The sequence below is a fragment of the Leisingera coralii genome (assembly GCF_049056525.1).
In the GTDB taxonomy this organism is placed as follows: Bacteria; Pseudomonadota; Alphaproteobacteria; order Rhodobacterales; family Rhodobacteraceae; genus Leisingera; species Leisingera coralii.
Genome location: NZ_JBHUPT010000010.1, coordinates 1 through 20,610, shown reverse-complemented (window position 1 = coordinate 20,610; position 20,610 = coordinate 1). Strand labels below are relative to the sequence as shown.

At 64.0% G+C, this 20,610-nt stretch carries 21 protein-coding genes; 16 read left to right on the top strand and 5 right to left on the bottom strand.

What is annotated here, in order from left to right:
- The first annotated feature begins 66 nt into the window (after positions 1-66).
- The 7 genes from ACFMBG_RS04020 to ACFMBG_RS03990 all read left to right on the top strand — a co-directional run bounded on the left by ACFMBG_RS04020 (position 67) and on the right by ACFMBG_RS03990 (position 7,028).
- Positions 67-1,149 (top strand): alcohol dehydrogenase family protein, encoded by a 1,083-nt coding sequence (locus ACFMBG_RS04020; RefSeq protein ID WP_421053445.1) that lies wholly within the window; start codon positions 67-69, stop codon positions 1,147-1,149.
- Positions 1,146-1,754 carry a dimethylsulfonioproprionate lyase family protein gene (locus ACFMBG_RS04015; protein WP_421053444.1) on the top strand — a complete coding sequence of 203 codons (609 nt, stop codon included), beginning with the start codon at positions 1,146-1,148 and terminating at the stop codon, positions 1,752-1,754. The genes ACFMBG_RS04020 and ACFMBG_RS04015 overlap by 4 nt, the downstream gene beginning before the upstream one ends.
- Before the next feature lie 18 nt (positions 1,755-1,772).
- A complete protein-coding gene (locus ACFMBG_RS04010) occupies positions 1,773-2,885 on the top strand; it encodes a mandelate racemase/muconate lactonizing enzyme family protein (protein ID WP_421053443.1) in 1,113 nt (370 codons plus the stop codon).
- Complete coding sequence (locus ACFMBG_RS04005; protein WP_421053442.1) at positions 2,882-3,991, top strand: mandelate racemase/muconate lactonizing enzyme family protein; 1,110 nt, start codon at positions 2,882-2,884, stop codon at positions 3,989-3,991. The genes ACFMBG_RS04010 and ACFMBG_RS04005 overlap by 4 nt, the downstream gene beginning before the upstream one ends.
- 4 nt (positions 3,992-3,995) lie before the next feature.
- The gene (locus tag ACFMBG_RS04000; RefSeq protein WP_421053441.1) at positions 3,996-4,589 is read left to right on the top strand and encodes a dimethylsulfonioproprionate lyase family protein; all 594 of its coding nucleotides are present in this window, start codon (positions 3,996-3,998) and stop codon (positions 4,587-4,589) included.
- The gene (locus ACFMBG_RS03995; RefSeq protein ID WP_421053440.1) at positions 4,586-5,689 is read left to right on the top strand and encodes a mandelate racemase/muconate lactonizing enzyme family protein; all 1,104 of its coding nucleotides are present in this window, start codon (positions 4,586-4,588) and stop codon (positions 5,687-5,689) included. The genes ACFMBG_RS04000 and ACFMBG_RS03995 overlap by 4 nt, the downstream gene beginning before the upstream one ends.
- Before the next feature lie 64 nt (positions 5,690-5,753).
- A complete protein-coding gene (locus tag ACFMBG_RS03990; RefSeq protein WP_421053439.1) occupies positions 5,754-7,028 on the top strand; it encodes an aspartate aminotransferase family protein in 1,275 nt (424 codons plus the stop codon).
- Between the two features lie 132 nt (positions 7,029-7,160).
- Here ACFMBG_RS03990 and ACFMBG_RS03985 read toward each other — a convergent pair whose 3' ends face one another.
- The 3 genes from ACFMBG_RS03985 to ACFMBG_RS03975 all read right to left on the bottom strand — a co-directional run bounded on the left by ACFMBG_RS03985 (position 7,161) and on the right by ACFMBG_RS03975 (position 8,945).
- The gene (locus tag ACFMBG_RS03985) at positions 7,161-7,511 is read right to left on the bottom strand and encodes a RidA family protein (RefSeq protein ID WP_421053438.1); all 351 of its coding nucleotides are present in this window, start codon (positions 7,509-7,511) and stop codon (positions 7,161-7,163) included.
- Between the two features lie 87 nt (positions 7,512-7,598).
- The gene (locus ACFMBG_RS03980; RefSeq protein ID WP_421053437.1) at positions 7,599-7,949 is read right to left on the bottom strand and encodes a hypothetical protein; all 351 of its coding nucleotides are present in this window, start codon (positions 7,947-7,949) and stop codon (positions 7,599-7,601) included.
- Positions 7,950-8,072: 123 nt separating this feature from the next.
- Positions 8,073-8,945, bottom strand: coding sequence for a MurR/RpiR family transcriptional regulator (locus ACFMBG_RS03975; RefSeq protein ID WP_421053436.1), 873 nt, complete (start codon positions 8,943-8,945; stop codon positions 8,073-8,075).
- Positions 8,946-9,098: 153 nt separating this feature from the next.
- Here ACFMBG_RS03975 and ACFMBG_RS03970 point away from each other — a divergent pair, with 153 nt between their 5' ends.
- From ACFMBG_RS03970 to ACFMBG_RS03935, 8 genes are all read left to right on the top strand, one after another.
- A complete protein-coding gene (locus ACFMBG_RS03970) occupies positions 9,099-9,884 on the top strand; it encodes an N-formylglutamate amidohydrolase (protein WP_421053435.1) in 786 nt (261 codons plus the stop codon).
- Positions 9,877-10,473 (top strand): TRAP transporter small permease subunit, encoded by a 597-nt coding sequence (locus tag ACFMBG_RS03965; RefSeq protein WP_421053434.1) that lies wholly within the window; start codon positions 9,877-9,879, stop codon positions 10,471-10,473. Before ACFMBG_RS03970 ends, ACFMBG_RS03965 begins: the two co-directional genes overlap by 8 nt.
- A complete protein-coding gene (locus ACFMBG_RS03960; RefSeq protein WP_421053433.1) occupies positions 10,473-11,975 on the top strand; it encodes a TRAP transporter large permease in 1,503 nt (500 codons plus the stop codon). The genes ACFMBG_RS03965 and ACFMBG_RS03960 overlap by 1 nt, the downstream gene beginning before the upstream one ends.
- Positions 11,965-12,699, top strand: a complete 735-nt coding sequence (locus ACFMBG_RS03955; protein WP_421053432.1) for a DUF4336 domain-containing protein — start codon at positions 11,965-11,967, stop codon at positions 12,697-12,699. Before ACFMBG_RS03960 ends, ACFMBG_RS03955 begins: the two co-directional genes overlap by 11 nt.
- Positions 12,700-12,726: 27 nt before the next feature.
- On the top strand, positions 12,727-13,761 hold the full coding sequence (locus ACFMBG_RS03950; protein ID WP_421053431.1) for a TRAP transporter substrate-binding protein: 1,035 nt from the start codon (positions 12,727-12,729) through the stop codon (positions 13,759-13,761).
- 115 nt (positions 13,762-13,876) lie between these two features.
- On the top strand, positions 13,877-15,229 hold the full coding sequence (locus tag ACFMBG_RS03945) for a glutamine synthetase family protein (RefSeq protein ID WP_421053430.1): 1,353 nt from the start codon (positions 13,877-13,879) through the stop codon (positions 15,227-15,229).
- A 95-nt stretch (positions 15,230-15,324) separates the two neighbouring features.
- Complete coding sequence (locus tag ACFMBG_RS03940; protein WP_421053429.1) at positions 15,325-16,707, top strand: aldehyde dehydrogenase family protein; 1,383 nt, start codon at positions 15,325-15,327, stop codon at positions 16,705-16,707.
- A 65-nt stretch (positions 16,708-16,772) separates the two neighbouring features.
- Positions 16,773-17,918, top strand: coding sequence for an iron-containing alcohol dehydrogenase (locus ACFMBG_RS03935; RefSeq protein ID WP_421053428.1), 1,146 nt, complete (start codon positions 16,773-16,775; stop codon positions 17,916-17,918).
- 69 nt (positions 17,919-17,987) lie between these two features.
- On the opposite strand, the gene ACFMBG_RS03930 is transcribed toward ACFMBG_RS03935, so the two are convergent.
- Together ACFMBG_RS03930 and ACFMBG_RS03925 are read right to left on the bottom strand one after the other, a co-directional pair.
- Positions 17,988-18,203 (bottom strand): hypothetical protein, encoded by a 216-nt coding sequence (locus ACFMBG_RS03930; protein ID WP_421053427.1) that lies wholly within the window; start codon positions 18,201-18,203, stop codon positions 17,988-17,990.
- A 158-nt stretch (positions 18,204-18,361) separates the two neighbouring features.
- Entirely contained in the window at positions 18,362-19,366 is a 1,005-nt protein-coding gene (locus tag ACFMBG_RS03925; protein ID WP_421053426.1) for a LacI family DNA-binding transcriptional regulator, read from the bottom strand.
- A gap of 144 nt (positions 19,367-19,510) precedes the next feature.
- On the opposite strand from ACFMBG_RS03925, the gene gap reads away from it, so the two are divergent.
- Entirely contained in the window at positions 19,511-20,539 is a 1,029-nt protein-coding gene (gene gap / locus ACFMBG_RS03920; protein WP_421053425.1) for a type I glyceraldehyde-3-phosphate dehydrogenase, read from the top strand.
- The last annotated feature ends 71 nt before the right edge of the window (positions 20,540-20,610 follow it).

Here is a 20,610-nt window from a genome sequence, read left to right as displayed (position 1 = left end):
TCCGGGGGGAGCCAAAGGCGGGGGGCAGCGCCCCCCTCCCCCATAGCCAAAAGGGAAACGCAAACAATGACCCTGCCCGAAACCATGAAGGCGATGGTTCTGACCGGCCACGGCGATCTGGACAAATACGAATGGCACCAGGACTGGCCGGTGCCGCAGCCCGGGCCGATGGAAGTGCTGATCAAGGTCGGCGCCTGCGGGCTGAACAACACCGATGTGAACACCCGCTCCGGCTGGTATTCCAAGACTGTCGAGGACGCCACCACCGGCGGCGCCTTTGACAAAGTGGGCGAGGAAGACCCGACCTGGGGCGGCCGCCCCCTCACCTTCCCGCGCATTCAGGGCGCAGATGCGGTTGGCGAAGTGGTGGCCGTCGGTGACGGCGCTGACCCTGCCCTGATTGGCAAGCGCGTCATGGTCGGCGGCTGGGTGCGTGACTGGGACGACCCGGAGAACAAGGACAAGGCCGGCTACTTCGGCTCCGAGTGCGATGGCGGCTTTGCCGAATACACCAAGGCAGACGTGCGCGGCGTGGCAGTTGTCGAAAGCCCTCTCAGCGATGCGGAGCTGGCGACCTTCTCCTGCTCCTATGTCACCGCTGAGGGGATGCTGAGCCGCGCGGGCGTAGGTGCTGGTGACACTGTGCTGATCCCCGGTGCCTCCGGCGGGGTTGGCGGCGCGCTGATCCAGCTGGCGAAACGGCGCGGCGCACGGGTGATCGCGATGGCCTCCGAGGCCAAACACGCCGAAGTGGCGGAGCTTGGCCCTGACCTGATCCTGCCGCGCGCGCCGGAGAACCTACGGGCCGCCCTTGGCGATGAGAAGGTGACCGTGGTGGCCGATGTGGTCGGCGGCGCGCAGTGGCCCAAGCTGATCGACGTGCTGGAGCGCGGCGGACGCTACACCTGCTCGGGTGCGATTGCCGGGCCGATGGTAGAGATGGACCTGCGCACCTTCTATCTGCGCGACCTGACCTTTACCGGTTCGACCGTGACACCGCATCATAACTTCACGGATGTGGTCTCCTACATCGAGAAGGACGAGATCAGGCCGGCGCTGGCGGCGACTTACCCGCTGGAGCAGCTGAAGGAAGCGCAGGCTGCCTTCATCGCCAAGAAGCACACCGGAAACATTGTGGTGATCCCATGAGCAAAGACCTGTTCGATCAGGCGCTGGAGGCCGCCAAGGCATTCCATGCCGCCCTGCCCGCGGTGGCGGACTTCCAGCCCTGGCCGGATGACATCACTTGGGCCGACCGCGAGGGGCATCAGGTGCCCGGCGCAGCACTTGTCCAATCGGACCCGGGCTTTGCCGCCGAAGGCATCCCGGCGCAGGTAGAGGTCCGTGCCCTGCAGCAGGCGATCATGGCGCTGGCACCGCATGCGGAATGGCGCCTCACCTATACCGAGGAGGAAGTCGGCCATGACTTCCTGCAGCGCTTCGGCTGGTTTGAGCTGGTGGGGCCGACCGGCCATTTCCACTCGCTGCAGAGCCGGATGACCATCGGCTACTGGGGGCCGGGGCTGGACTACCCCTGGCACCAGCACGGGCCGGAGGAGCTTTACACCATCCTCTCCGGCAGCGCCGATTTCATGGCCAAGGGCGAAGAAGTGCGCCGACTGGTGCCGGGCGATACCAAGATGCACGGGCCAAACCAGCCCCATGCCATGATCACCAACGAGCATCCGATCCTCTGCTTCGTCTTCTGGCGCGGCGAGGGGCTGGCGGATGATCCCGCAATGTCCCCGGGCTGAGCAACAGGAGCGCCAAACATGAAGATCACCCGTATCCGTGTGTTCCAGACCGGCCTGCCGTATGCCGGCGGCGCCTATGTCTGGGGCGCGGGCAATGCCATTGAAACTGCCATAGCTTCGGTTGTGGTGATCGACACCGATGCGGGCCTGCAGGGTTGCGGCGAGTTCACCCCCTGCGGCGAGAACTACATGGTGGCGCATTCCGAAGGTGTGCCGGCGCTTGCGCGCCTAGTGGCGCCTGCGCTGATCGGCGAGGACCCGCGCGATGCGGCCCGGATCGAACGGATCATGGACCACCTCGTGCAGGGGCATGGCTATGCCAAGGGCCCGTTTGATGCCGCCTGCTGGGACATTCTGGGCCAGTCGCTGGATGCGCCGCTGTGGCGGCTGTGGGGCGGCAAGCTGACCGATGGCGCGCCGATGTACCGGGTGGCGCCACAGAAGGGCACCGAGGAAACCATCGCCGAGATGGACCGTTACCGGGCGCAGGGCTACCGCCAGTTCCAGGTCAAGGTGGGCGGCGACTGGGCGGCGGACATCGACCGCATCCGCGCCACCGTGCCGCTGCTGAAGCCGGGCGAAAAGGCGATGGCCGATGCCAATCAGGGCTGGCGGGTCGACAACGCGCTGCGGGTGGCGCGGGCCACCAGGGACCTCGACTACATCCTGGAACAGCCCTGCAGGACGTATGAGGAATGCCAGCAGGTGCGGATGCGCACCGACCTGCCGATGAAACTGGATGAATGCGTGACCGGCATGCACGCCGCCCAGCGCATCGTTGCCGATCACGGCGCTGATCTTGTCTGCCTGAAGATCTCCAACCTCGGCGGCATCTCCAAGGCGCGCCGGGTGCGGGACTATCTGGTCGAGAACCGCCTGCCGGTGGTGGCCGAGGACACCTGGGGCGGCGAGATTGCCAGCGCGACGCTGGCGCATTTCGCGGCCACCACGTCGGCGGAATACCTGCACAACACCACCGACCTGATGAACTACAACACCCGCTCCACCGGCATCGGCGGCGCCTGGGCAGAGAACGGCAAGCTGTACGCGCCGGACACGCCGGGACTGGGAGTGACGCCTGATTTTGAGAGCCTCGGTGCGCCGGTGGCAGAATTTGGAGGCACCGCATGAAAATCACCCGCATCACCGTCTACCAGCTCGATATGCCGCTGACCGAGCCCTACTACCTGTCGGGCGGGCGGCTGAAGTTCGAGAAGCTCGACAGCACTTTCGTGCGCATCGACACCGATGAGGGCGTCACCGGCTGGGGTGAGGGCTGCCCCTGGGGGCATACCTACCTGCCCGCGCATGGGCCGGGGATCCGGGCCGGGATCGAAACGCTGGCCCCCGCCCTGATCGGGCTGGACCCGCGCAGCCTGGAGCATGTGAACCGGGTGATGGACGTGCAGCTGCCGGGACACCCTTATGTGAAATCACCCATCGACATGGCCTGCTGGGATATCCTGGGCAAGGCCTCCGGCCTGCCCCTGTGGCAGCTGCTGGGCGGGGCTGAGGCGGCGCCGGTGCTGGTGAACTCGTCGATCTCCACCGGCAGCCCGGAGGAGATGCTGGCGCTGATCGCCCGTGCTGCGGAAAAAGGCTATACCGTGCATTCTGCCAAGGTGGGCGGCACCGACATCGGCCTGGATGTCGATCGGATCGAGGCGATCTCCGAAGGGCTGCCCAAGGGGCACAAGGTGACCTTTGACGTGAACCGCGCCTGGCAGCCCGGCGTGGCGGTCGAGGTGCTGAACTCGGTCAAGGCCCGCGACTGGGTGGAACAGCCCTGCGAGACGCTGGATCAATGCGCCCATGTGGCGGCGCGCGTGTCCAACCCGATCATGCTGGACGAATGCCTGCATACCTTCGGCGACCATCTGCAGGCCTGGAAACGCGGCGCCTGCGAGGGTGTGAAGGTGAAGCCCAACCGCGTTGGCGGGCTGACCAAGGCCCGGCAGATCCGCGACTTTGGCGTATCAGTGGGCTGGCAGATGCATATCGAAGATGTGGGCGGCTCGGCGCTGGCGGATACCGCGGCGATCCATCTGGCAGCTGCGACTCCCGAAGCAAACCGGCTGGCAAGCTGGCTGTGCCACTATCATCTGGATGTGGATCCGGTCCCCGGCCAGGGCGCGCGGAATGACCGCGGCGTTGCGGTGCCGCCCTCCCTGCCCGGCCTTGGCGTGACGCCCGAGGACGGCGCGCTGGGGGATCCGGTTGCGGTTTACGGAGGCTAGTGTGATGCCCGCGCGGCTGCTCACTGAACTGACACAGCTTGCTGCCCGGACTGAAGGGCTGGACTGGTTCGCCGCGCGGATGCGGAACCTGCCGGTGCTGCAGGTGGAGCCGCGCCGGCTGCCGGTCTGCGATAAAATTGAAGAGCTAGCGGATGCCGGCAGGCAGGTCAGCAAGGCGACTGCGCCTGCAGTGGCCGCACTGGCCTCTGCCCTGCCGCGCCTGCGCTGGCAACAGACCTATACCGAGGCCGACGGCTTCACCCGCGAGTGGCTGGACAATTACGGCTGGGTCAACCTGATCTCGCCCGAGGGGCTGTATCAAAGCGAAGAGATGCGGCTGTCCATCGGCTATTGGGGCGCCGGGCAGCACTACGGCGAGCACTCGCACGCGCCGGAAGAGACCTATCTGATCCTCGCAGGCCAGGCCCGGTTTCATTCCGAGGGCTGCCCGGCGCGGGACGCGGGTCCCGGCGACACCATCCACCACGCGCCGCACCAGAAACACGCCATTGATATGGTGCCCGGCCCGCTGCTGGCGGCAGCCTTCTGGCGCGGGGACGATCTGTTGAAGAAATCCGACTTGGGGACAAGCGCATGAAGATCACCCGAATTTCCCTGTGGCATGTGCCACTGACCAGCCACACCGCCTATCACATGGCCGAGGGCAAGACCTGCGACACGGTCGAAAGCGTTGTGCTGGCGCTGGACACCGATACCGGGCTCACCGGCTGGGGCGAGGTCTGCCCGATCCCGCATTACCTGCCCGCCTATGCCCGCGGCGTGATGCCTGCGGTCGAGGAAATGGCACCGGTGCTGCTGGGGGCTGATCCGGTGGGGCCGGAGGCTGTTATGGCCAAGCTCGACCACTGGCTGCAAGGGCACCCCTATGCCAAGTCCGCCATCGACATCGCGCTGTGGGACCTGACCGCGCAGGCGGCGAACCTGCCGCTTCATGCGCTGCTGGGCGGGCAGCGGCAGGCGGATATGCCGCTTTATCACTCGATAACCTGCGTCGCGCCGGAGGAGATGGCACGCATTGCCCGCGAGGCGCAGGAGTCCGGCATTACTCAGTTTCAGGTGAAACTGGGTGCGGACCGCGACTGGCAGGAAGATGTGGCACGGCTGCGGCTGGTGCGGGAGGCAGTCGGAGACGGTCCGCTGGTCTATGGCGACTGGAACTGCGGCGCCACCTCGCTGGATGCCGCGCGCGTGGGCCGGGCTGTGGCGGATCTGGACATCATGCTGGAACAGCCCTGCGCCACCATCGAGGATTGCGCGCGGGTGCGGGCGGCCTGCGGGCTGCCGATGAAACTGGATGAAAACGCGCATGACACGGCATCGCTGCTGGCGGGCCATGCGGCGGGTGTGATGGACGCGGTGGCCATCAAGCTGTCGAAATTCGGCGGGCTGTCGGCGTCGCGGCGGGCGCGCGACCTGTGCCTGCATCTGGGCGCCAAGATGTGCATTGAGGACACCTGGGGCTCTGACATTACCACCGCGGCGCTGCTGCACCTGGGCGCATCCACGGATCCGCTGCGCGTGCTGAACGTCTGCGATCTGTCCCATTACGTCAGCCCGCGGCTGGCGCCGGAAGGACCGGAAAGACGCAATGGCCGCATCGCGCCGCCCGAAGGCCCGGGGCTTGGCGTGCGGCCTGACCGGGAGGCCCTGGGGGCTCCCGCAGCTGTGATCGGCTGATTTTTGACTTTCTGGTCAAAATACTCCCTACAATGGGCAACCCGCCCTCAACAGGACAAGAGACATGGAAAAGATCCTCACCCAAGCTGAATGGATTGACCGCGCCCGCGCGGTGCTGCCCGCGGGCGGCTTCGGCAACTTTGACCCCGGTATCGTCATCCGCGAAGGCAAGGGTTCCCGCGTGTGGGACGAAGACGGCAAGGAATACATCGACTACCTGATCGGCTCCGGCCCGATGATGCTGGGCCACGGGCATCCGGAGGTGATGGAGGCGGTGCTGGAGCAGCTGCCCAAGGGCATGACCTTCTTTGCCAACAACGCCCGCGGGATCGAGCTGGCCGAGGAGATCTGCCGCGCGGTGCCGTGCGGCGAGCAGCTGCGCTATGTCTCCACCGGCGGCGAAGCGGATATGTATGCGATCCGGCTGGCCCGTGCCTTTACCGGGCGCACCAAGATCGTGAAGTTCGAGGGCGGCTATCACGGCATGTCGGCAGAGGCGCAGATGAGCCTGGCGCCCGCCAAGCGGGTGAACTTCCCGCAGGCGGTCCCGGACAGTGCGGGCATTCCGCCATCTGTGGCTGCCGAGGTTCTGGTCGCGCCGTTCAACGATTTTGAATACATCAAGCAGCTGATGGCGGAGCATGGGCACGAGATTGCCGCCATCATTGCCGAGCCGCTGCAGCGCATCGTGCCGCCGCTGCCGGGTTTCCTGGAGCTGTTGCGCGAGGAAACGCAGAAACACGGCAGCCTGCTGATCTTTGACGAGGTGGTGACGGGCTTCCGTTTCTCCTATGGCGGTGCACAGGAGCTGTATGGCGTGACCCCGGACCTGGCGACCCTGGGCAAGGTGATCGGCGGCGGCTTCCCCTTGGCGGCCATCGTGGGCCGCGCCGATATCATGCGGCATTTCGACAAGGCGCAGGTCGGCGCCGAGGGCTGGCTGATGCAGCTGGGCACACTGTCGGGCAACCCGGTGGCCGCTGTTGCGGGCCTCAAGACCATGGAGGTGCTGCGCCGCGACGGGGCTTATGACCACCTGAACAGCACCGGCAAGCGGCTGATGCAGGCGACCAGTGCTGCGCTGGAAGAAGCCGGGGTGCCGTTCCAGATCGTCGGTGAGCCGTCGCTGTTCGAGGTGGTGTTTACCGGTGCCAAGGTGCGGGACTACCGCGACACCCAGGCAGGCGATGCCGAACGCACCAAGCGCTATAACGCGGTGCTGCGCGAGGAAGGCATCTTCAAATCGCCGGGCAAGACCTACCCGAGCCTGGCGCTGACGGAAGAGGACCTGGAGCAGACCGAGGCGGCGATCCGCAAGGCTGCGATGGCGCTGGACTAAAAGCACGCTCTGTTGCACGTGAATCGGGCAGCGGGCGGGACATTGGCGCTGAAGTCCTGAGCCTGCCCTGCGGCGGAACACGAAAAAGAAAGGGCGGGCCAATGGCCCGCCCATTTGCTCGCGCTGCAGCGCTCAGGCCTTGGCAGCGGTAACGATGAATTCGACCAGCAGATCCTCGCGGGCCAGCTTGGCCTCTCCGCAGGCCCGCGCCGGGGCGTGGCCTTCGGGCACCCAGGCGTCCCAGACCGCGTTCATCTCGGCAAAATCCTTCATGTCGGCGATCCAGATCACCGTCTGCAGGATGCGGGTCTTGTCGCTGCCTGCCTCGGCCAGCAGCGCCTCGATCTTGTCCAGGCAATCCTTGGTCTGCTGTTCCACACTGGCACCGGCGGTGCCGACCTGGCCGGCCAGGTAGATGGTATCGCCATGGGTGACGATCTGGCTCATGCGCTGGCCAGTGTGCTTGCGGGTGATCTCGGACATGGGTGCCTCGTTCTTGAAAAATATGAAGAATACTGCACCTTGCTTAGCGCCGCCCGGGCTGTGCGGCAAGGACGCGGCTGAGGCGGATCACTGCGACAGCAGCCAGTCCCCGCCGGAGGGGCAGAACTTGCGGCGGACCTGCTTGGGGTCCTGGCTGTCCTTGAGGAAGGCCTGATGCTGCAACAGCACGCAGTCGCCCTCCTTGCCGGCCACCCGGACCTCTCCTTGCGCTCCGCTGTCCGGGTTGCTCCACTTGGCCCGTTTGCCTGTGCCGCCCTGCGCCTCGGCCAGCAGCGCCTGCTCTGCCTCGCGCATGAGGTTGGTGTCCTGCGGCGTCAGCCCGGACTTGGCCAGAATACGGCTGAGCGGGTTGGCCGCGGCGGGCGCTGCAACAAGCGCCGCAACCACGGCAGCTGTCAGAATTCGGGAAAATCGCATATGAATACTCCTGCCTGAAAGAAACCGGCCAGGCGCCCTGCCCTGCGGCAGGCCGCACCCTGACCAGTAAGGCGCAAGCCGCCGCCAAAGTCCATGCGGCAGGTCAGTTCAGACCGGGCCGGATCAGGAGAACTTGCGGAACAGCCGGGTCATGTCGAACAGCTCATCCAGGCGGTCATATCGGTCCTTGGTCTTGTCCCAGCTTTCCTCCTGGGTGGCGGCGATCATCGCCTCCAGCAGCATCATGGTGGCGATGTTGGAGTCCCAGGCCGACGGGATCTCGACCCAGCAGTTGAAGGTGTGTTCGGCAACCGAGGCGATCGGGCTGGCCCATTGGTCGGTGACCAGCACGATCTTCACCCCGCGTTCCGAGGCAAGTTCCGCCAGCCGCTGCAAGTTGGTCTCGTACCGGCGCACGTCAAACATCAGCAGCGTGTCGCCCTCGACCATGTCGAGCACGTAATGCGGCCAGGTCGCGGAGGAGGAGGTCATATGGGTGACCCGCTGCCGGATCGCCTGGAAGTGGGTGAAGGCGTAATCCGCCAGCGCCCGGGTGATGCGGCCGCCGACGACATAAAGCCGCCCTTCGGTATTGGCGAGCTGGCGGACGGCGGCATCGAACTGGGCCGAGTCTATATTGGAAAACGTCTGCTGCAGGTTGTCGGTGACGGCCTGTGCAAATCTGTTCAGCAAGTGGCCTTCGGGTGCCTCGGACGCCCAGTTGTCGCGCCGTTTTGTGGGGCCGGAGACTTTGGCCTCCAGTTCTTTCAGCAGCGCCTGATGGAACTGCGGATAGCCCTTGAAGCCCAGCTTCTGCACCATCCGGGCCACCGTCGGCGTGGAGACTTCGGCATTGCCTGCGACAATGGTGATCGAGGCCAGACCTGCCGCAGGATAGTTTTCCAGCAGCAAATTCGCGAATTTGCGCTCGGATTGGGTGAGCGAGGAATAATTCTCGCGGATCAGCTCGCGAACTGTGGCTTGCGGTTTCGACAACGGCGCTTCCCTGCGTTTGAACAGACACTTTCCTACCCGGATCCAGCCTGAAAAGAAAGTTTCAGGAATCTCTGTCCGGAACCGATCATGAAAAGATATTGACACAAATATCTCTTCATGGAAACATTTTTCCAAATCGCAGGGAGGCGGCATATGCGAGAGAGCGATTCTCACGCTTTGGGGGAAACAGTGGAGGTGGTGAACCGTGAGGGCACCAGCCCGGTCCTGCTCCTGTGCGAGCATGCCTCCAGCAATATTCCGGCCCGGTACAACGGGCTGGGGCTGCGTGCCGAGGACCGGCTGAGCCATGCCGCCTGGGATCCGGGCGCGCGGGCGGTGGCCCTGCATATGTCCCGGGCGCTGGATGCGCCGCTGGTGGCCAGTACGGTGTCGCGGCTGGTTTATGACTGCAACCGCCCGCCCGAGGCCGCCAGCGCCATGCCGGAAAAATCCGAACTGGTTGCTGTGCCGGGCAATTTCGGGCTGAGCGCGGAGGACCGGCAGGAACGGGTGGACACGGTCTATGTGCCATTCTGCAGGACCGTCTCCGACGTAATTCAGGCACGCAAGGATGCCGGGCAGGAAACCATCCTGGTAACCATGCACAGCTTCACGCCCGTATATTTCGGCCAGCACCGCGCGGTCGAAATCGGCATCCTGCATGACGATGACAGCCGCCTGGCGGACGCGATGCTGGCAGCGGCCCCTGCCCTGCCGCACCGCCGGGTGGAGCGCAACGAGCCCTATGGGCCGGCAGACGGGGTGACCCATTCGCTGAAGCTTCACGGGCTGGCGCATGGGCTGGCCAATGTGATGATCGAAATCCGCAATGATCTGGTGGCAACGCCGGAACAGGAAGAGGCCATGGCAGAAGAAATGCTGACATTGCTGCGTCCGGCCCTGGCCGCGTTGGCGGCAGAGGGAGGGCCTGATGCCTAGAATAATCCGGGCCTATGTCCGCGGCATCGACGCGATGAACCGCTTTATCGGCCGCTTTGCCATGTACCTGATCTTTGCCCTGATCGGGGTGCTGCTGTGGTCGTCGGTCTCCAAGACCTTCTTCAACCCGTCGCTCTGGACGCTGGAAACCGCGCAGTTCGTGATGGTGGCCTATTACGTTTTGGGCGGGCCCTATTCGATCCAGATGGGATCGAATGTGCGGATGGACCTGTTTTATGGCGCCTGGTCGACGAAAACCAAGGCGATGGTCGATGCCTTCACGGTGCTGTTCTTGATCACCTACCTGGTGATCCTGATGTACGGCGCGCTCAGCTCCACGGCCTATTCCCTGGGCTATTTCGGGCTGGAGCCGGTCCAGTTCTTCTGGGACCTGCTGAAGACGCTTGTGACCGAAGGCCCCACGGCCGCCGGTGAAAAGCTCGGCTATCTGGAGCGCAGCTCCACCGCTTGGCGGCCGTTCCTGTGGCCCGTCAAAACAATCCTGTGCTTCGGCGTCTTCCTGATGCTGCTGCAATGCCTTGCCGAACTGTTCCGGGATATCGGACGCCTGCGCGGAGTTGAAATCTGATGTCCTACGAATGGATTGCTATCGTCATGTTCGCCGGCATGATGCTCATGCTGATGACCGGCCAGCGGGTGTTTGGCGCCATCGGCTTTGTCGGCGCGGTTGCCGGCATGCTGCTGTGGGGCACCGGCGGGGTGGAGATCCCCTTCTCCGCCGCGATGAAGCTGATGAAGTGGTATCCGCTGCTGACGCTGCCGATGTTCATCTTCATGGGCTACGTGCTGTCGGAATCGAAGATTGCCGACGACCTTTACCGGATGTTCCACGTCTGGATGGGGCCGGTGAAAGGTGGCCTCGCCATCGGCACCATCGGCCTGATGGTCCTGATCTCGGCGATGAACGGCTTGTCTGTTGCCGGCATGGCCATCGGCGCCACCATTGCGCTGCCGGAGCTTTTGCGCCGCGGCTATGACAAGATCCTGGTGACCGGCACAATTCAGGCGGGTTCTTCGCTGGGCATTCTGGTGCCGCCTTCGGTGGTGCTGGTGCTCTATGCGATGATCGCGCGCCAGCCGGTGGGGCAGCTGTGGCTGGCCGGTGTGATCCCGGGCCTGCTGATGGCCACCATGTTCATCATCTACATCTACGTCCGCGCCCGGATGCAGCCGCATCTTGGCCCCGCAATGCACCCCGAGGACCTGGCGGAATATGAGCAGATCACCGACCACCCGCTGCGCCTGAACTACATCACCCTCGGCACGCTGGTGCTGGTGCCGCTGCTGATCCTGACCGGCGCCATGGAGACCAAGCCCGCGCTTGGCGTGGCGCTGGCTCTCGGCCTCCTCTCCTTCCTGACCCGCAAGAACGCGATGTTCTACAAGGACGTGTTCATGAAGGAAAAATACCGCCTGCTGTTCTCCGGCGTGCTGCCTTTGGCGATCTTCGCCGCGATGATGGTGCCTTTCGTGAACGGCTGGACCTCGCTGGTGGAAAGCTCGGCCATCGGTGCGATGACCGCCTTCATCGCCGCGGTGCTGAAGGGCCGGATGAACAAGGACGTGTTCGAAACCTCGGTGCGCTCTACCCTTGGCATCTCCTGCATGTTCATGTGGATCATCCTGGCGGCGCTGGCCTTTGGCGCGATCTTTGACGGCCTGGGCGCGGTCAAGGCGATCGAGGATCTGTTCACCACCAAGCTGGGCCTCAGCCCGTGGATGATCCTGATCCTGATGCAGCTGAGCTTCATCGTGATGGGCACCTTCCTGGATGACACCGCGATGCTGGTGATCGTGGCTCCGCTCTATGTGCCGCTGGTGGGGGCGCTTGGCTTCGACCTGATCTGGTACGGCGTGCTTTACACCATCACCACCCAGATCGCCTATATGACGCCGCCCTTCGGCTACAACCTGTTCCTGATGCGTGCGATGGCGCCGCCGGAGATCGGGCTGAAGGACATTTATGTCTCGATCATCCCCTTTGCCGCAGTGATGGTGCTGGCGCTGGCCCTGATCATGATGTTCCCGCAAATCGCCCTGTGGCTGCCGGAGTATGTCTATGGAAAATAAGACCATGCTGCAGGCGCTGGGGCCGGATATCTGGATCGTGGACGGACCAACGATCCAGTTCTACAAGATCCCCTTCCAAACCCGGATGACCGTTATCCGGCTGGCCAACGGCGATCTGTTCCTGCACTCGCCGATCCAGTACAGCAAGGAACTGGCCGCAGAGCTGGAGACGCTGGGGCGCATCCGCCACCTGGTGTCGCCGAACTGGATTCACTACGCCTATATCGCGGAGTGGGCTGACGCCTGTCCGCAGGCCATCGCCTGGGCCTCGCCCAATGTGCGCGCGCGGGCCAGGAAGCAGGGCGTGGAGGTTCATTTCGACCGCGACCTGCAAGACAGCGCAGATCCGCAATGGGCCGATGATCTCGACCAGCTGATCGTGCATGGCAGCAAGGTCCACACCGAGGTCGTCTTCTTCCACAAGCGCTCCAAGGTGCTGGTGCTGACCGACCTGATCGAGAACATGCCCAGCAAGACGCTGCCGCTTTGGGTGCGGCCCCTGGCCTGGGCGGCGGGCATCCTGGCCCCCAATGGCAAGATGCCGATCGACATTTGGTTCTCCTTTTCGGGCAACCGGGACAAGCTGCGCAAAGCTCTCTCCCGGATGCTCGATTGGAAACCGGAAACCGTCGTGCTCGCGCATGGCGACATCCTTCGTGAGAATGCACCGCAACGGCTCCGCGAAGGGTTCAGAAACCTGGCGCCCTGCGGGCACGGGCATTGATTTAAGTTCAACAGAGGAGAGGAAGACATGACAACAAGACGTAAGTTTTTGCAGACCGCGGGCGTTGGCGCCATGGCGGCACCGCTGGCCACCCCGGCACTGGCCCAGTCCACCATCAAATGGCGGATGCAGACCTATGCAGGTGCGGCGCTGGCCGAACACGTGGTGAAACCCGCCATCGACATGTTCAACAAGATCGCCGGCGACCGGATGCAGATCGAGCTTTATTATGCCGACCAGCTGGTCCCTACCGGCGAGCTGTTCCGCGCCATGCAGCGCGGCACCATCGACGCGGTGCAGTCGGACGACGACTCCATGGCCTCGCCCACCGAGGTGACCGTGTTCGGCGGTTACTTCCCCTTTGCCTCGCGTTACTCGCTGGACGTGCCGGTGCTGTTCAACCAGTACGGCCTGAACGAGATCTGGGACGCGGAATACTCCAAGGTTGGCGTCAAGCACATCTCTGCGGGCGCCTGGGACCCCTGCCACTTTGCCACCAAAGACCCTATCAATTCGCTGGCAGACCTGAAGGGCAAGCGCGTCTTCACCTTCCCGACCGCGGGGCGCTTCCTGGCGCAGTTCGGCGTGGTGCCGGTTACCCTGCCCTGGGAAGACATCGAGGTCGCGGTGCAGACCGGCGAGCTGGACGGCATCGCCTGGTCCGGCATCACCGAAGACTACACCGTCGGCTGGGCTGATGTGACCGACTACTTCCTGACCAACAACATCTCCGGTGCCTGGGCGGGGTCGTTCTTTGCCAACCAGGGCCGCTGGAACGAACTGCCGGAAGACCTGCAGACCCTGTTCCGCGTCTGCTGCGACCAGTCGCATTATTACCGCCAGTGGTGGTACTGGGGCGGCGAAGCGTCCTTGCGCGTGAACGGCGACAAGATGAAGCTGACCACCATTCCGGACAACGAATGGCAGCAGGTCGAAGACGCGGCCGTGAAGTTCTGGGATGAGATCGCAGCCGAATCCGAGACCAAGGCGAAGGTTGTGGAGATCTTCAAGAAGTATAACGCTGACATGCAGAAAGCCGGCCGCCCCTACCGCTACGGCTGAAGCTCCGGTTGAAAACGGAATTTGGCCTGCGCCGCAGCGGGCCAAATTCCTTACTCAAGGAATTTGCCAAAACTTTTGAGGAAAAGTTTTGCGCGCAACAGACAAAGGGCCGCTCATGCTCTCCTTCGACACTCTTAAGGACCAGGTTGCCGATGGCACCGTTGACACCGTTCTGGTCTGCCTTGTGGACATGCAGGGCCGCCTGATGGGCAAGCGCTTCCATGCCAAGCATTTCGTGAATGGCGCCTGGGAGGAAACCCATTGCTGCAACTACCTGCTGGCCACCGACCTGGCGATGGCGACGCCGGACGGCTATGCCTCGACCAGCTGGGAGCGGGGCTATGGCGACTATGTGATGAAGCCGGACCTTTCCACCCTGCGTCCGGTGCCATGGCTGGAGGGCACCGTGATGGTACTTTGCGATGTGCTCGATCACCACACCCATGAGGAAGTCTCCCACTCGCCGCGCGCGATCCTGAAGAAACAGGTGAACCGGCTCAAGGCGATGGGCTATGAAGCGATGTGCGCCACCGAGCTGGAGTTCTTCCTGTTCGAGAAAAGCTTTGACGAGATCCGCAAATCGGGCTTCCGCGACCTGGCGCCGATCTCAGGCTACAACGAGGATTACAGCATCCTGCAGACCACCCGCGAGGAGCATGTGATGCGCCCCATCCGCAACCACCTGTGGGATGCGGGGCTGCCGATCGAGAACTCCAAGGGCGAGGCGGAGACCGGCCAGGAGGAGCTCAACATCAAATACGCCGCGGCGATGGAAACGGCGGAATACCACACCATCGCCAAGCACGCGGTGAAGGAAATCGCCGAGCAGCAGAGTCACGCGGTGACTTTCCTGCCGAAGTGGAGCCACGATAAGGTCGGCTCCTCCTCCCACGTGCATCAGTCGCTGTGGCAGGACGGCAAGCCCGCGTTCTTTGACGAGAGCGACGAACTGGGCATGTCGGCGCTGATGAAGAGCTACATGGCCGGTCTGCTGAAATACGCGCCCGACTACACCGCTTTCATGGCGCCCTATATCAACAGCTACAAGCGCTTCATGAAGGGCACCTTTGCACCCACCCGCATCATCTGGTCGGTGGACAACCGTACTGCCGGCTACCGGCTGTGCGGCGACGGGACCAAGGCAATCCGGGTCGAATGCCGGATTCCGGGCTCCGACATGAACCCCTACCTCGCGATGGCGGGCATGCTGGCGGCCGGGATTGCGGGCATCGAGGAAAGCCTGGAGCTGCAAGCCCCGGCCAAGGGCGATGTCTACCAGGGTGACACTGGCATGATACCGGGCACCCTGCGCGATGCGGCGGCGGCGCTGAAGGGATCGGAGATGCTGCGCAAGGCGATGGGCGATGACGTGGTGGATCACTACGTGCGCGCCGCGGAAGTGGAGATCGAGGATTTCGACCGGGTGGTTACCGACTACGAGATCGCCCGCGGGTTTGAGCGGGCGTGATCCAGGTGCGGCCGGATTGGGGCGCTGCCCCAAACCCCCGAGTATTTTCGGAAAGATGAAGAGGGCTTTGCCCTTTCTGAATGGAGTGAATGGCGATGGGCCAGGTATTGAAATGCATCTCACCGATTGACGGATCGGTTTTTGCGGAGCGCGAGGTGCTGTCGCGCGAGGACGCCTTTGCCGCGGCAGAGCGGGCACGGGCGGCGCAAGCAGCCTGGGCGGCACGGCCGCTGCAGGAGCGCATTGATCTGGTGATGGCGGGTGTTGCCGCTGTTGGCGCGATGAATGACGAGATCGTGCCGGAACTGGCGCAGATGATGGGCCGCCCGGTGCGTTATGGCGGCGAGTTCGGCGGCTTCAACGAGCGTGCCAGCCACATGGCCAAGATCGCCGAAGAGGCGCTGGCGGATATCGAGGTTGGCGAGGACGAGACCTTCAAACGCTATATCAAGCGCTTGCCCCATGGCGTGGTCTTTGTGGTCGCCCCCTGGAACTACCCCTATATGACCGCAATCAACACCGTGGCCCCGGCGCTGATTGCCGGCAATGCGGTGGTGCTGAAACACGCGACCCAGACCCTGCTGGTCGGCGAGCGCATGGCGCAGGCCTTCCATTCCGCGGGCGTGCCGGAAGATGTGTTCCAGAATGTCTTCCTGGATCACGATACCACCTCGGAGCTGATTGCCCGCAAGGCCTTCAACTTCGTGAACTTCACCGGTTCGGTTGGCGGCGGCCAGGCGATGGAACGGGCGGCTGCGGGCACCTTTACCGGTGTCGGCACCGAGCTTGGCGGCAAGGATCCGGGCTATGTGATGGAAGATGCCGACCTGGACGCGGCAGTGGACACGCTGATCGACGGCGCCATGTTCAACTCCGGCCAGTGCTGCTGCGGCATCGAGCGGATCTATGTGCATGAAAGCCTCTATGACGCCTTCCTGGAGAAGGCGATTGCCATCGTCAAGGGCTACAAGCTGGGCAACCCGCTGGACGCGGAAACCACCATCGGCCCGATGGCAAATGTGCGCTTTGCCAATGAAGTGCGCGGCCAGATCGCCGAGGCGGTTGAAGCGGGCGCGGTGGCGCATATCGAGACCTTCGCCGAGGATGATGGCGGCGCCTACCTCACGCCGCAGATCCTGACCAACGTGACCCACGACATGCGGGTGATGCGCGAGGAAAGCTTTGGCCCGGTCGTCGGCATCATGAAGGTGTCCTCCGACGAGGAAGCCATTGAGCTGATGAACGACAGCGACTTCGGCCTCACCGCCTCGCTCTGGACCAAGGATGTCGAGCGGGCGCAGCGCGTCGGGGATCAAATCGAGACCGGCACCGTCTTCATGAACCGCGCCGATTACCTGGATCCGGGCCTGTGCTGGACCGGCTGCAAGGATACCGGCCGCGGCGGCGGCCTCTCGGTCATCGGCTATCACAATCTGACCCGTCCGAAGTCCTACCACCTGAAGAAGGTGACCGGCTGACGGACGGCCCCGCCCGCCCCGTTTCTCCTCCCGGGGCGGGCCACTTGCATCAAAGGAAAACCATCATGTCTCTCGTTGGAAACTGGTCCTACCCGACCGCAATCAAATTCGGCGCAGGCCGGATCAAGGAACTGGCCGATGCCTGTGCGGCAGCCGGCATCAAGAAGCCGCTGCTGGTCACCGACAAGGGGCTGGCGGATCTGCCCGTCACCCAATCGACCCTGGACATCATGGAGGCCGCGGGTCTGGGCCGCGGCATGTTCTCCGAGGTCGACCCGAACCCGAATGAGAAGAACCTGGACGCCGGTGTTGCCGCCTATAAGGCGGGCGCCCATGACGGGGTGATCGCCTTTGGCGGCGGCTCGGGCCTGGACCTGGGCAAGATGGTCGCCTTCATGGCGGGCCAGACCCGCCCGGTGTGGGACTTCGAGGACATCGGCGACTGGTGGATCCGCGCCGATGCGGACGCCATCGCGCCGATCATCGCGGTGCCGACCACCGCAGGCACCGGTTCCGAGGTTGGCCGCGCCTCGGTGATCACCGACTCCGTCACTCACCAGAAGAAGATCATCTTCCACCCCAAAGTGCTGCCCACTGTAGTGATCTGCGATCCCGAGCTGACCGTCGGCATGCCCAAGTTCATCACCGCGGGCACCGGTTTGGACGCCTTTGCCCATTGCGTCGAGGCGTTCAGCAGCCCCCATTACCACCCGATGTCCCAAGGCATCGCGCTGGAGGGCATGCGGCTGGTCAAGGACTACCTGCCCCGCGCCTATGCCGATGGCACCGATATCGAAGCCCGTGCGCAGATGATGTCGGCAGCCGCAATGGGCGCCACCGCCTTCCAGAAGGGCCTTGGCGCAATCCACGCCATGAGCCACCCGATCGGCGCCCATTTCAACACCCACCACGGCACCACCAACGCGGTCTGTATGCCCAGCGTTCTGGAGTTCAACGCCTCCGTGATTGCGGACCGTTTCAACATGGCGGCGGCGTATCTGGGCATCGAGGGCGGTTTTGACGGTTTCCGCAGCTTCGTGCAGGAGCTGAACGACTCGCTGGGCATCCCGCGCGGGCTGTCGGACCTGGGCGTCACCGAGGCGGCGATCCCCGAGCTGGTCAAGGGCGCGATCATCGACCCCTCCTGCGGCGGCAATCCGATTGAGCTGACCGAGGAAAACCTCGCCCAGCTGTTCAAGGCGGCAATGTAAGAACAGGCCTTTTGCCAGGCTGCAGCGCTCTCCGTCCCGCGGGGAGCGCTTTTTCATTCCGGCACAGTGTCAGCCGCTGACGTAGACCTTGTCCTTGGGGTAGTAGAAGATCTTCTGATTGTGCAGCCGGCCCAGAAGCTCATGAATACGCCGCAGCGTATCCTCCTGGCTGCTGCCCGCCGCGGGAAGCGCCTCTGACAACGTGTCCCGGGTGGTCTGCAAGGCAGTTTCGATCAGCTCCATATCCGCGACGGATAGTTCGAACATGTCGTTGTACTGGGGCATCAGGGCTCCTTCTCCGGTTGGCTTGACTGAACAGGCTGATTACAGGCTGATTACAGGCTGCCCCAAGGCGCGCCGCAAAGCCATCGAAAAGCGCCGCAAACGCCGCTGCCCTGCCCTTTCGGCGGAAACTGCTGCCGGTTTCAGCAGTTCGGAGACGGTCAGAGCGTCTCGCCCAGGCTGATCGCCGGACACAGGCGGTCGAAAACCAGCCCCTCCGTGCCGCCAGCCTGGCGTGATTGCAGGATGATACCTGCGGCACGCTCACCGATTTCGCGGCGGCAGGCGTCTGTCGTGGCCAGCAGCTGCGGCAAGCCCTGCAGGATCTGCAGGTTGTTGAAACCCGCCAGCGCAATATCACCCGGCACCGTCAGCCCGGCAGCCAGGCAATGCATCAGCCCGCCGACGCTCATCACGTCGCTGGAATAGTAGATACAGTCGAGCTCCGGGCTGCGTGCCAGCATCTGGGCGGTCATCTGGCGGCCGGTCCGGATCGAGCTTTCGCCGGAATAATGCTCCAGGTCGGCAAGCGTCACCCCCTCGGCTGCCAGCCCGTCGGTGAAGCCGTCGAAGCGTTTGCGGGCGCGGAAGTCCTGCGGCATCTTGGTGCCGATGAAGCCGATCCTGCGGTAACCGCGGTCCAGGATCTGTGCCGCCATGTCGCGTCCTGCCTGCAGATGCGAGATGCCGACGCAGTGGCGCACCGGGTCACCGTCCACATCCATCACCTCGACCACCGGGCAATCGGCCTGCTGCAGCATCCGGCGGGTGGCTTCGGTATGCTCCAGCCCCGCCACGATCAGCCCGGACGGCCGCCAGCTCAGCATTTCGCGGATGACGCTTTCCTCTTCCTCCAGATCATAGCCGGAGATCCCCACCACCGGTTTCAGCGGACTGTCCTTGAGCACCGCGGATATGCCCGACAGCACCTCCGGGAAGACAAAGCTGTTCAGCGACGGCACCACCACCGCAACCAGGCTGACCGATTGCGAGGACAAGGAGCCGGCAATCCGGTTCGGCACATAGCCATGAGTGCGGGCGATTTCCTCGATCTTTGCCTTGGTCTTGGCAGAGACATCAGGGGCACCGCGCAGGGCGCGGGAGGCGGTCATTTCGCTGACACCGGCCAGCCGGGCCACGTCTTTCAGCAGCAGTTTCTTCGTCATGCCCCCATGCTCCAGCAGTTTGACGGCAGCCGCAAGGGCCGCTCTGCCGGTACGGGGGTTGATTTTCGCTTCCGTTATCGCTATCGGTACCGCAACCGTTATCGATACCGGAGTGATGTCCGGTGCAACAGCCGGAGATCAGGAATGACATTGAAGATTGCAATCAACGGGTTTGGGCGGATTGGCCGCGGGGTGTTGCGGGCGCTGCTGGAAAGCGGTGCGGAAGATATCGAAGTGGTGGCCGTCAACGATCTGTCGCCACCCGAAACCCTGGTGCATCTGCTGAAATACGACAGTGTGCACGGGCGCCTGAAAACGCCGGTGTTCCTGGCGGATGACCTGATCCGGGTCGACCATCACAGCATCCGGCTGAGCGCCATCCGCAATCCGGAGGAGCTGCCCTGGCAGGACGTGGATATCGCCTATGAGTGCACCGGCCTGTTCACAACGCGGGACCAGGCGGCGCGGCATCTGGAAAACGGCTCCAAACGGGTTCTGATCTCTGCTCCCGGCAAGGAAGCCGACCGCACGGTGGTCTACGGCGTCAACCATATGGATCTGACGGCGGACGATGTCATCGTCTCCAACGCCTCCTGCACCACCAACTGCCTGGCGCCGCTGGCTAAGGTGCTGGATGAGGCCTTTGGCATCAAAACCGGCTACATGACCACGATCCACGCCTATACCGGCGACCAGCCGACCCATGACACCAGCCACAAGGACCTGTACCGCGCCCGCGCCGCCGCGCTGTCGATGATCCCCACCTCCACCGGCGCCGCACGGGCGATCTCCGAGGTGCTGCCGCATCTGAAGGGGCGGCTGGAAGGCTCGGCGATCCGGGTGCCCACGGCCAATGTCTCGGTGGTGGATCTGAGTTTTGTGCCGGAGCGTCCTGCCACGGCTGAGGCTGTCAATGCCGCTGTAAAGGCGGCAGCGGAAAACGGGCTGGCCGGTATCCTGTCCTATGAGGACGACCCGCTGGTCTCGGTCGATTTCAACCATGACCCGCATTCCAGCTGTTTTGCCGCGGCACAGACCGCAGTCACCGCCGAAGGGCTGGTGCGGGTCGTCAGCTGGTATGACAACGAATGGGGCTTCTCCAACCGCATGGTGGACACCGGCCGCCGCATCGGCGCGGTGATGAACTCTGCCGGGGTCGCACTGGCCAGCTGACGGGGGCCTCCCGCCCGTCGTCCGGCCCCCAGGGGGCCTCCTCCCGTTGGGCCCGGCGCCGCGCATCTGCG

What these genes read in the sequence shown, in the direction of transcription:
- ACFMBG_RS03980 (WP_421053437.1), bottom strand. Translation starts at nt 7,949, where the DNA reads ATGCGATTTTCCCGAATTCTGACAGCTGCCGTGGTTGCGGCGCTTGTT.
- ACFMBG_RS03930 (WP_421053427.1), bottom strand. Translation starts at nt 18,203, where the DNA reads ATGCCCCAGTACAACGACATGTTCGAACTATCCGTCGCGGATATGGAG.
- ACFMBG_RS03925 (WP_421053426.1), bottom strand. Translation starts at nt 19,366, where the DNA reads ATGACGAAGAAACTGCTGCTGAAAGACGTGGCCCGGCTGGCCGGTGTC.
- ACFMBG_RS04010 (WP_421053443.1), top strand. Translation starts at nt 1,773, where the DNA reads ATGAAGATCACCCGTATCCGTGTGTTCCAGACCGGCCTGCCGTATGCC.
- ACFMBG_RS03990 (WP_421053439.1), top strand. Translation starts at nt 5,754, where the DNA reads ATGGAAAAGATCCTCACCCAAGCTGAATGGATTGACCGCGCCCGCGCG.
- ACFMBG_RS03950 (WP_421053431.1), top strand. Translation starts at nt 12,727, where the DNA reads ATGACAACAAGACGTAAGTTTTTGCAGACCGCGGGCGTTGGCGCCATG.
- ACFMBG_RS04000 (WP_421053441.1), top strand. Translation starts at nt 3,996, where the DNA reads ATGCCCGCGCGGCTGCTCACTGAACTGACACAGCTTGCTGCCCGGACT.
- ACFMBG_RS03965 (WP_421053434.1), top strand. Translation starts at nt 9,877, where the DNA reads ATGCCTAGAATAATCCGGGCCTATGTCCGCGGCATCGACGCGATGAAC.
- ACFMBG_RS04015 (WP_421053444.1), top strand. Translation starts at nt 1,146, where the DNA reads ATGAGCAAAGACCTGTTCGATCAGGCGCTGGAGGCCGCCAAGGCATTC.
- ACFMBG_RS03935 (WP_421053428.1), top strand. Translation starts at nt 16,773, where the DNA reads ATGTCTCTCGTTGGAAACTGGTCCTACCCGACCGCAATCAAATTCGGC.
- ACFMBG_RS03960 (WP_421053433.1), top strand. Translation starts at nt 10,473, where the DNA reads ATGTCCTACGAATGGATTGCTATCGTCATGTTCGCCGGCATGATGCTC.
- ACFMBG_RS03955 (WP_421053432.1), top strand. Translation starts at nt 11,965, where the DNA reads ATGGAAAATAAGACCATGCTGCAGGCGCTGGGGCCGGATATCTGGATC.
- gap (WP_421053425.1), top strand. Translation starts at nt 19,511, where the DNA reads ATGACATTGAAGATTGCAATCAACGGGTTTGGGCGGATTGGCCGCGGG.
- ACFMBG_RS03945 (WP_421053430.1), top strand. Translation starts at nt 13,877, where the DNA reads ATGCTCTCCTTCGACACTCTTAAGGACCAGGTTGCCGATGGCACCGTT.
- ACFMBG_RS03995 (WP_421053440.1), top strand. Translation starts at nt 4,586, where the DNA reads ATGAAGATCACCCGAATTTCCCTGTGGCATGTGCCACTGACCAGCCAC.
- ACFMBG_RS04020 (WP_421053445.1), top strand. Translation starts at nt 67, where the DNA reads ATGACCCTGCCCGAAACCATGAAGGCGATGGTTCTGACCGGCCACGGC.
- ACFMBG_RS03970 (WP_421053435.1), top strand. Translation starts at nt 9,099, where the DNA reads ATGCGAGAGAGCGATTCTCACGCTTTGGGGGAAACAGTGGAGGTGGTG.
- ACFMBG_RS03940 (WP_421053429.1), top strand. Translation starts at nt 15,325, where the DNA reads ATGGGCCAGGTATTGAAATGCATCTCACCGATTGACGGATCGGTTTTT.
- ACFMBG_RS03985 (WP_421053438.1), bottom strand. Translation starts at nt 7,511, where the DNA reads ATGTCCGAGATCACCCGCAAGCACACTGGCCAGCGCATGAGCCAGATC.
- ACFMBG_RS04005 (WP_421053442.1), top strand. Translation starts at nt 2,882, where the DNA reads ATGAAAATCACCCGCATCACCGTCTACCAGCTCGATATGCCGCTGACC.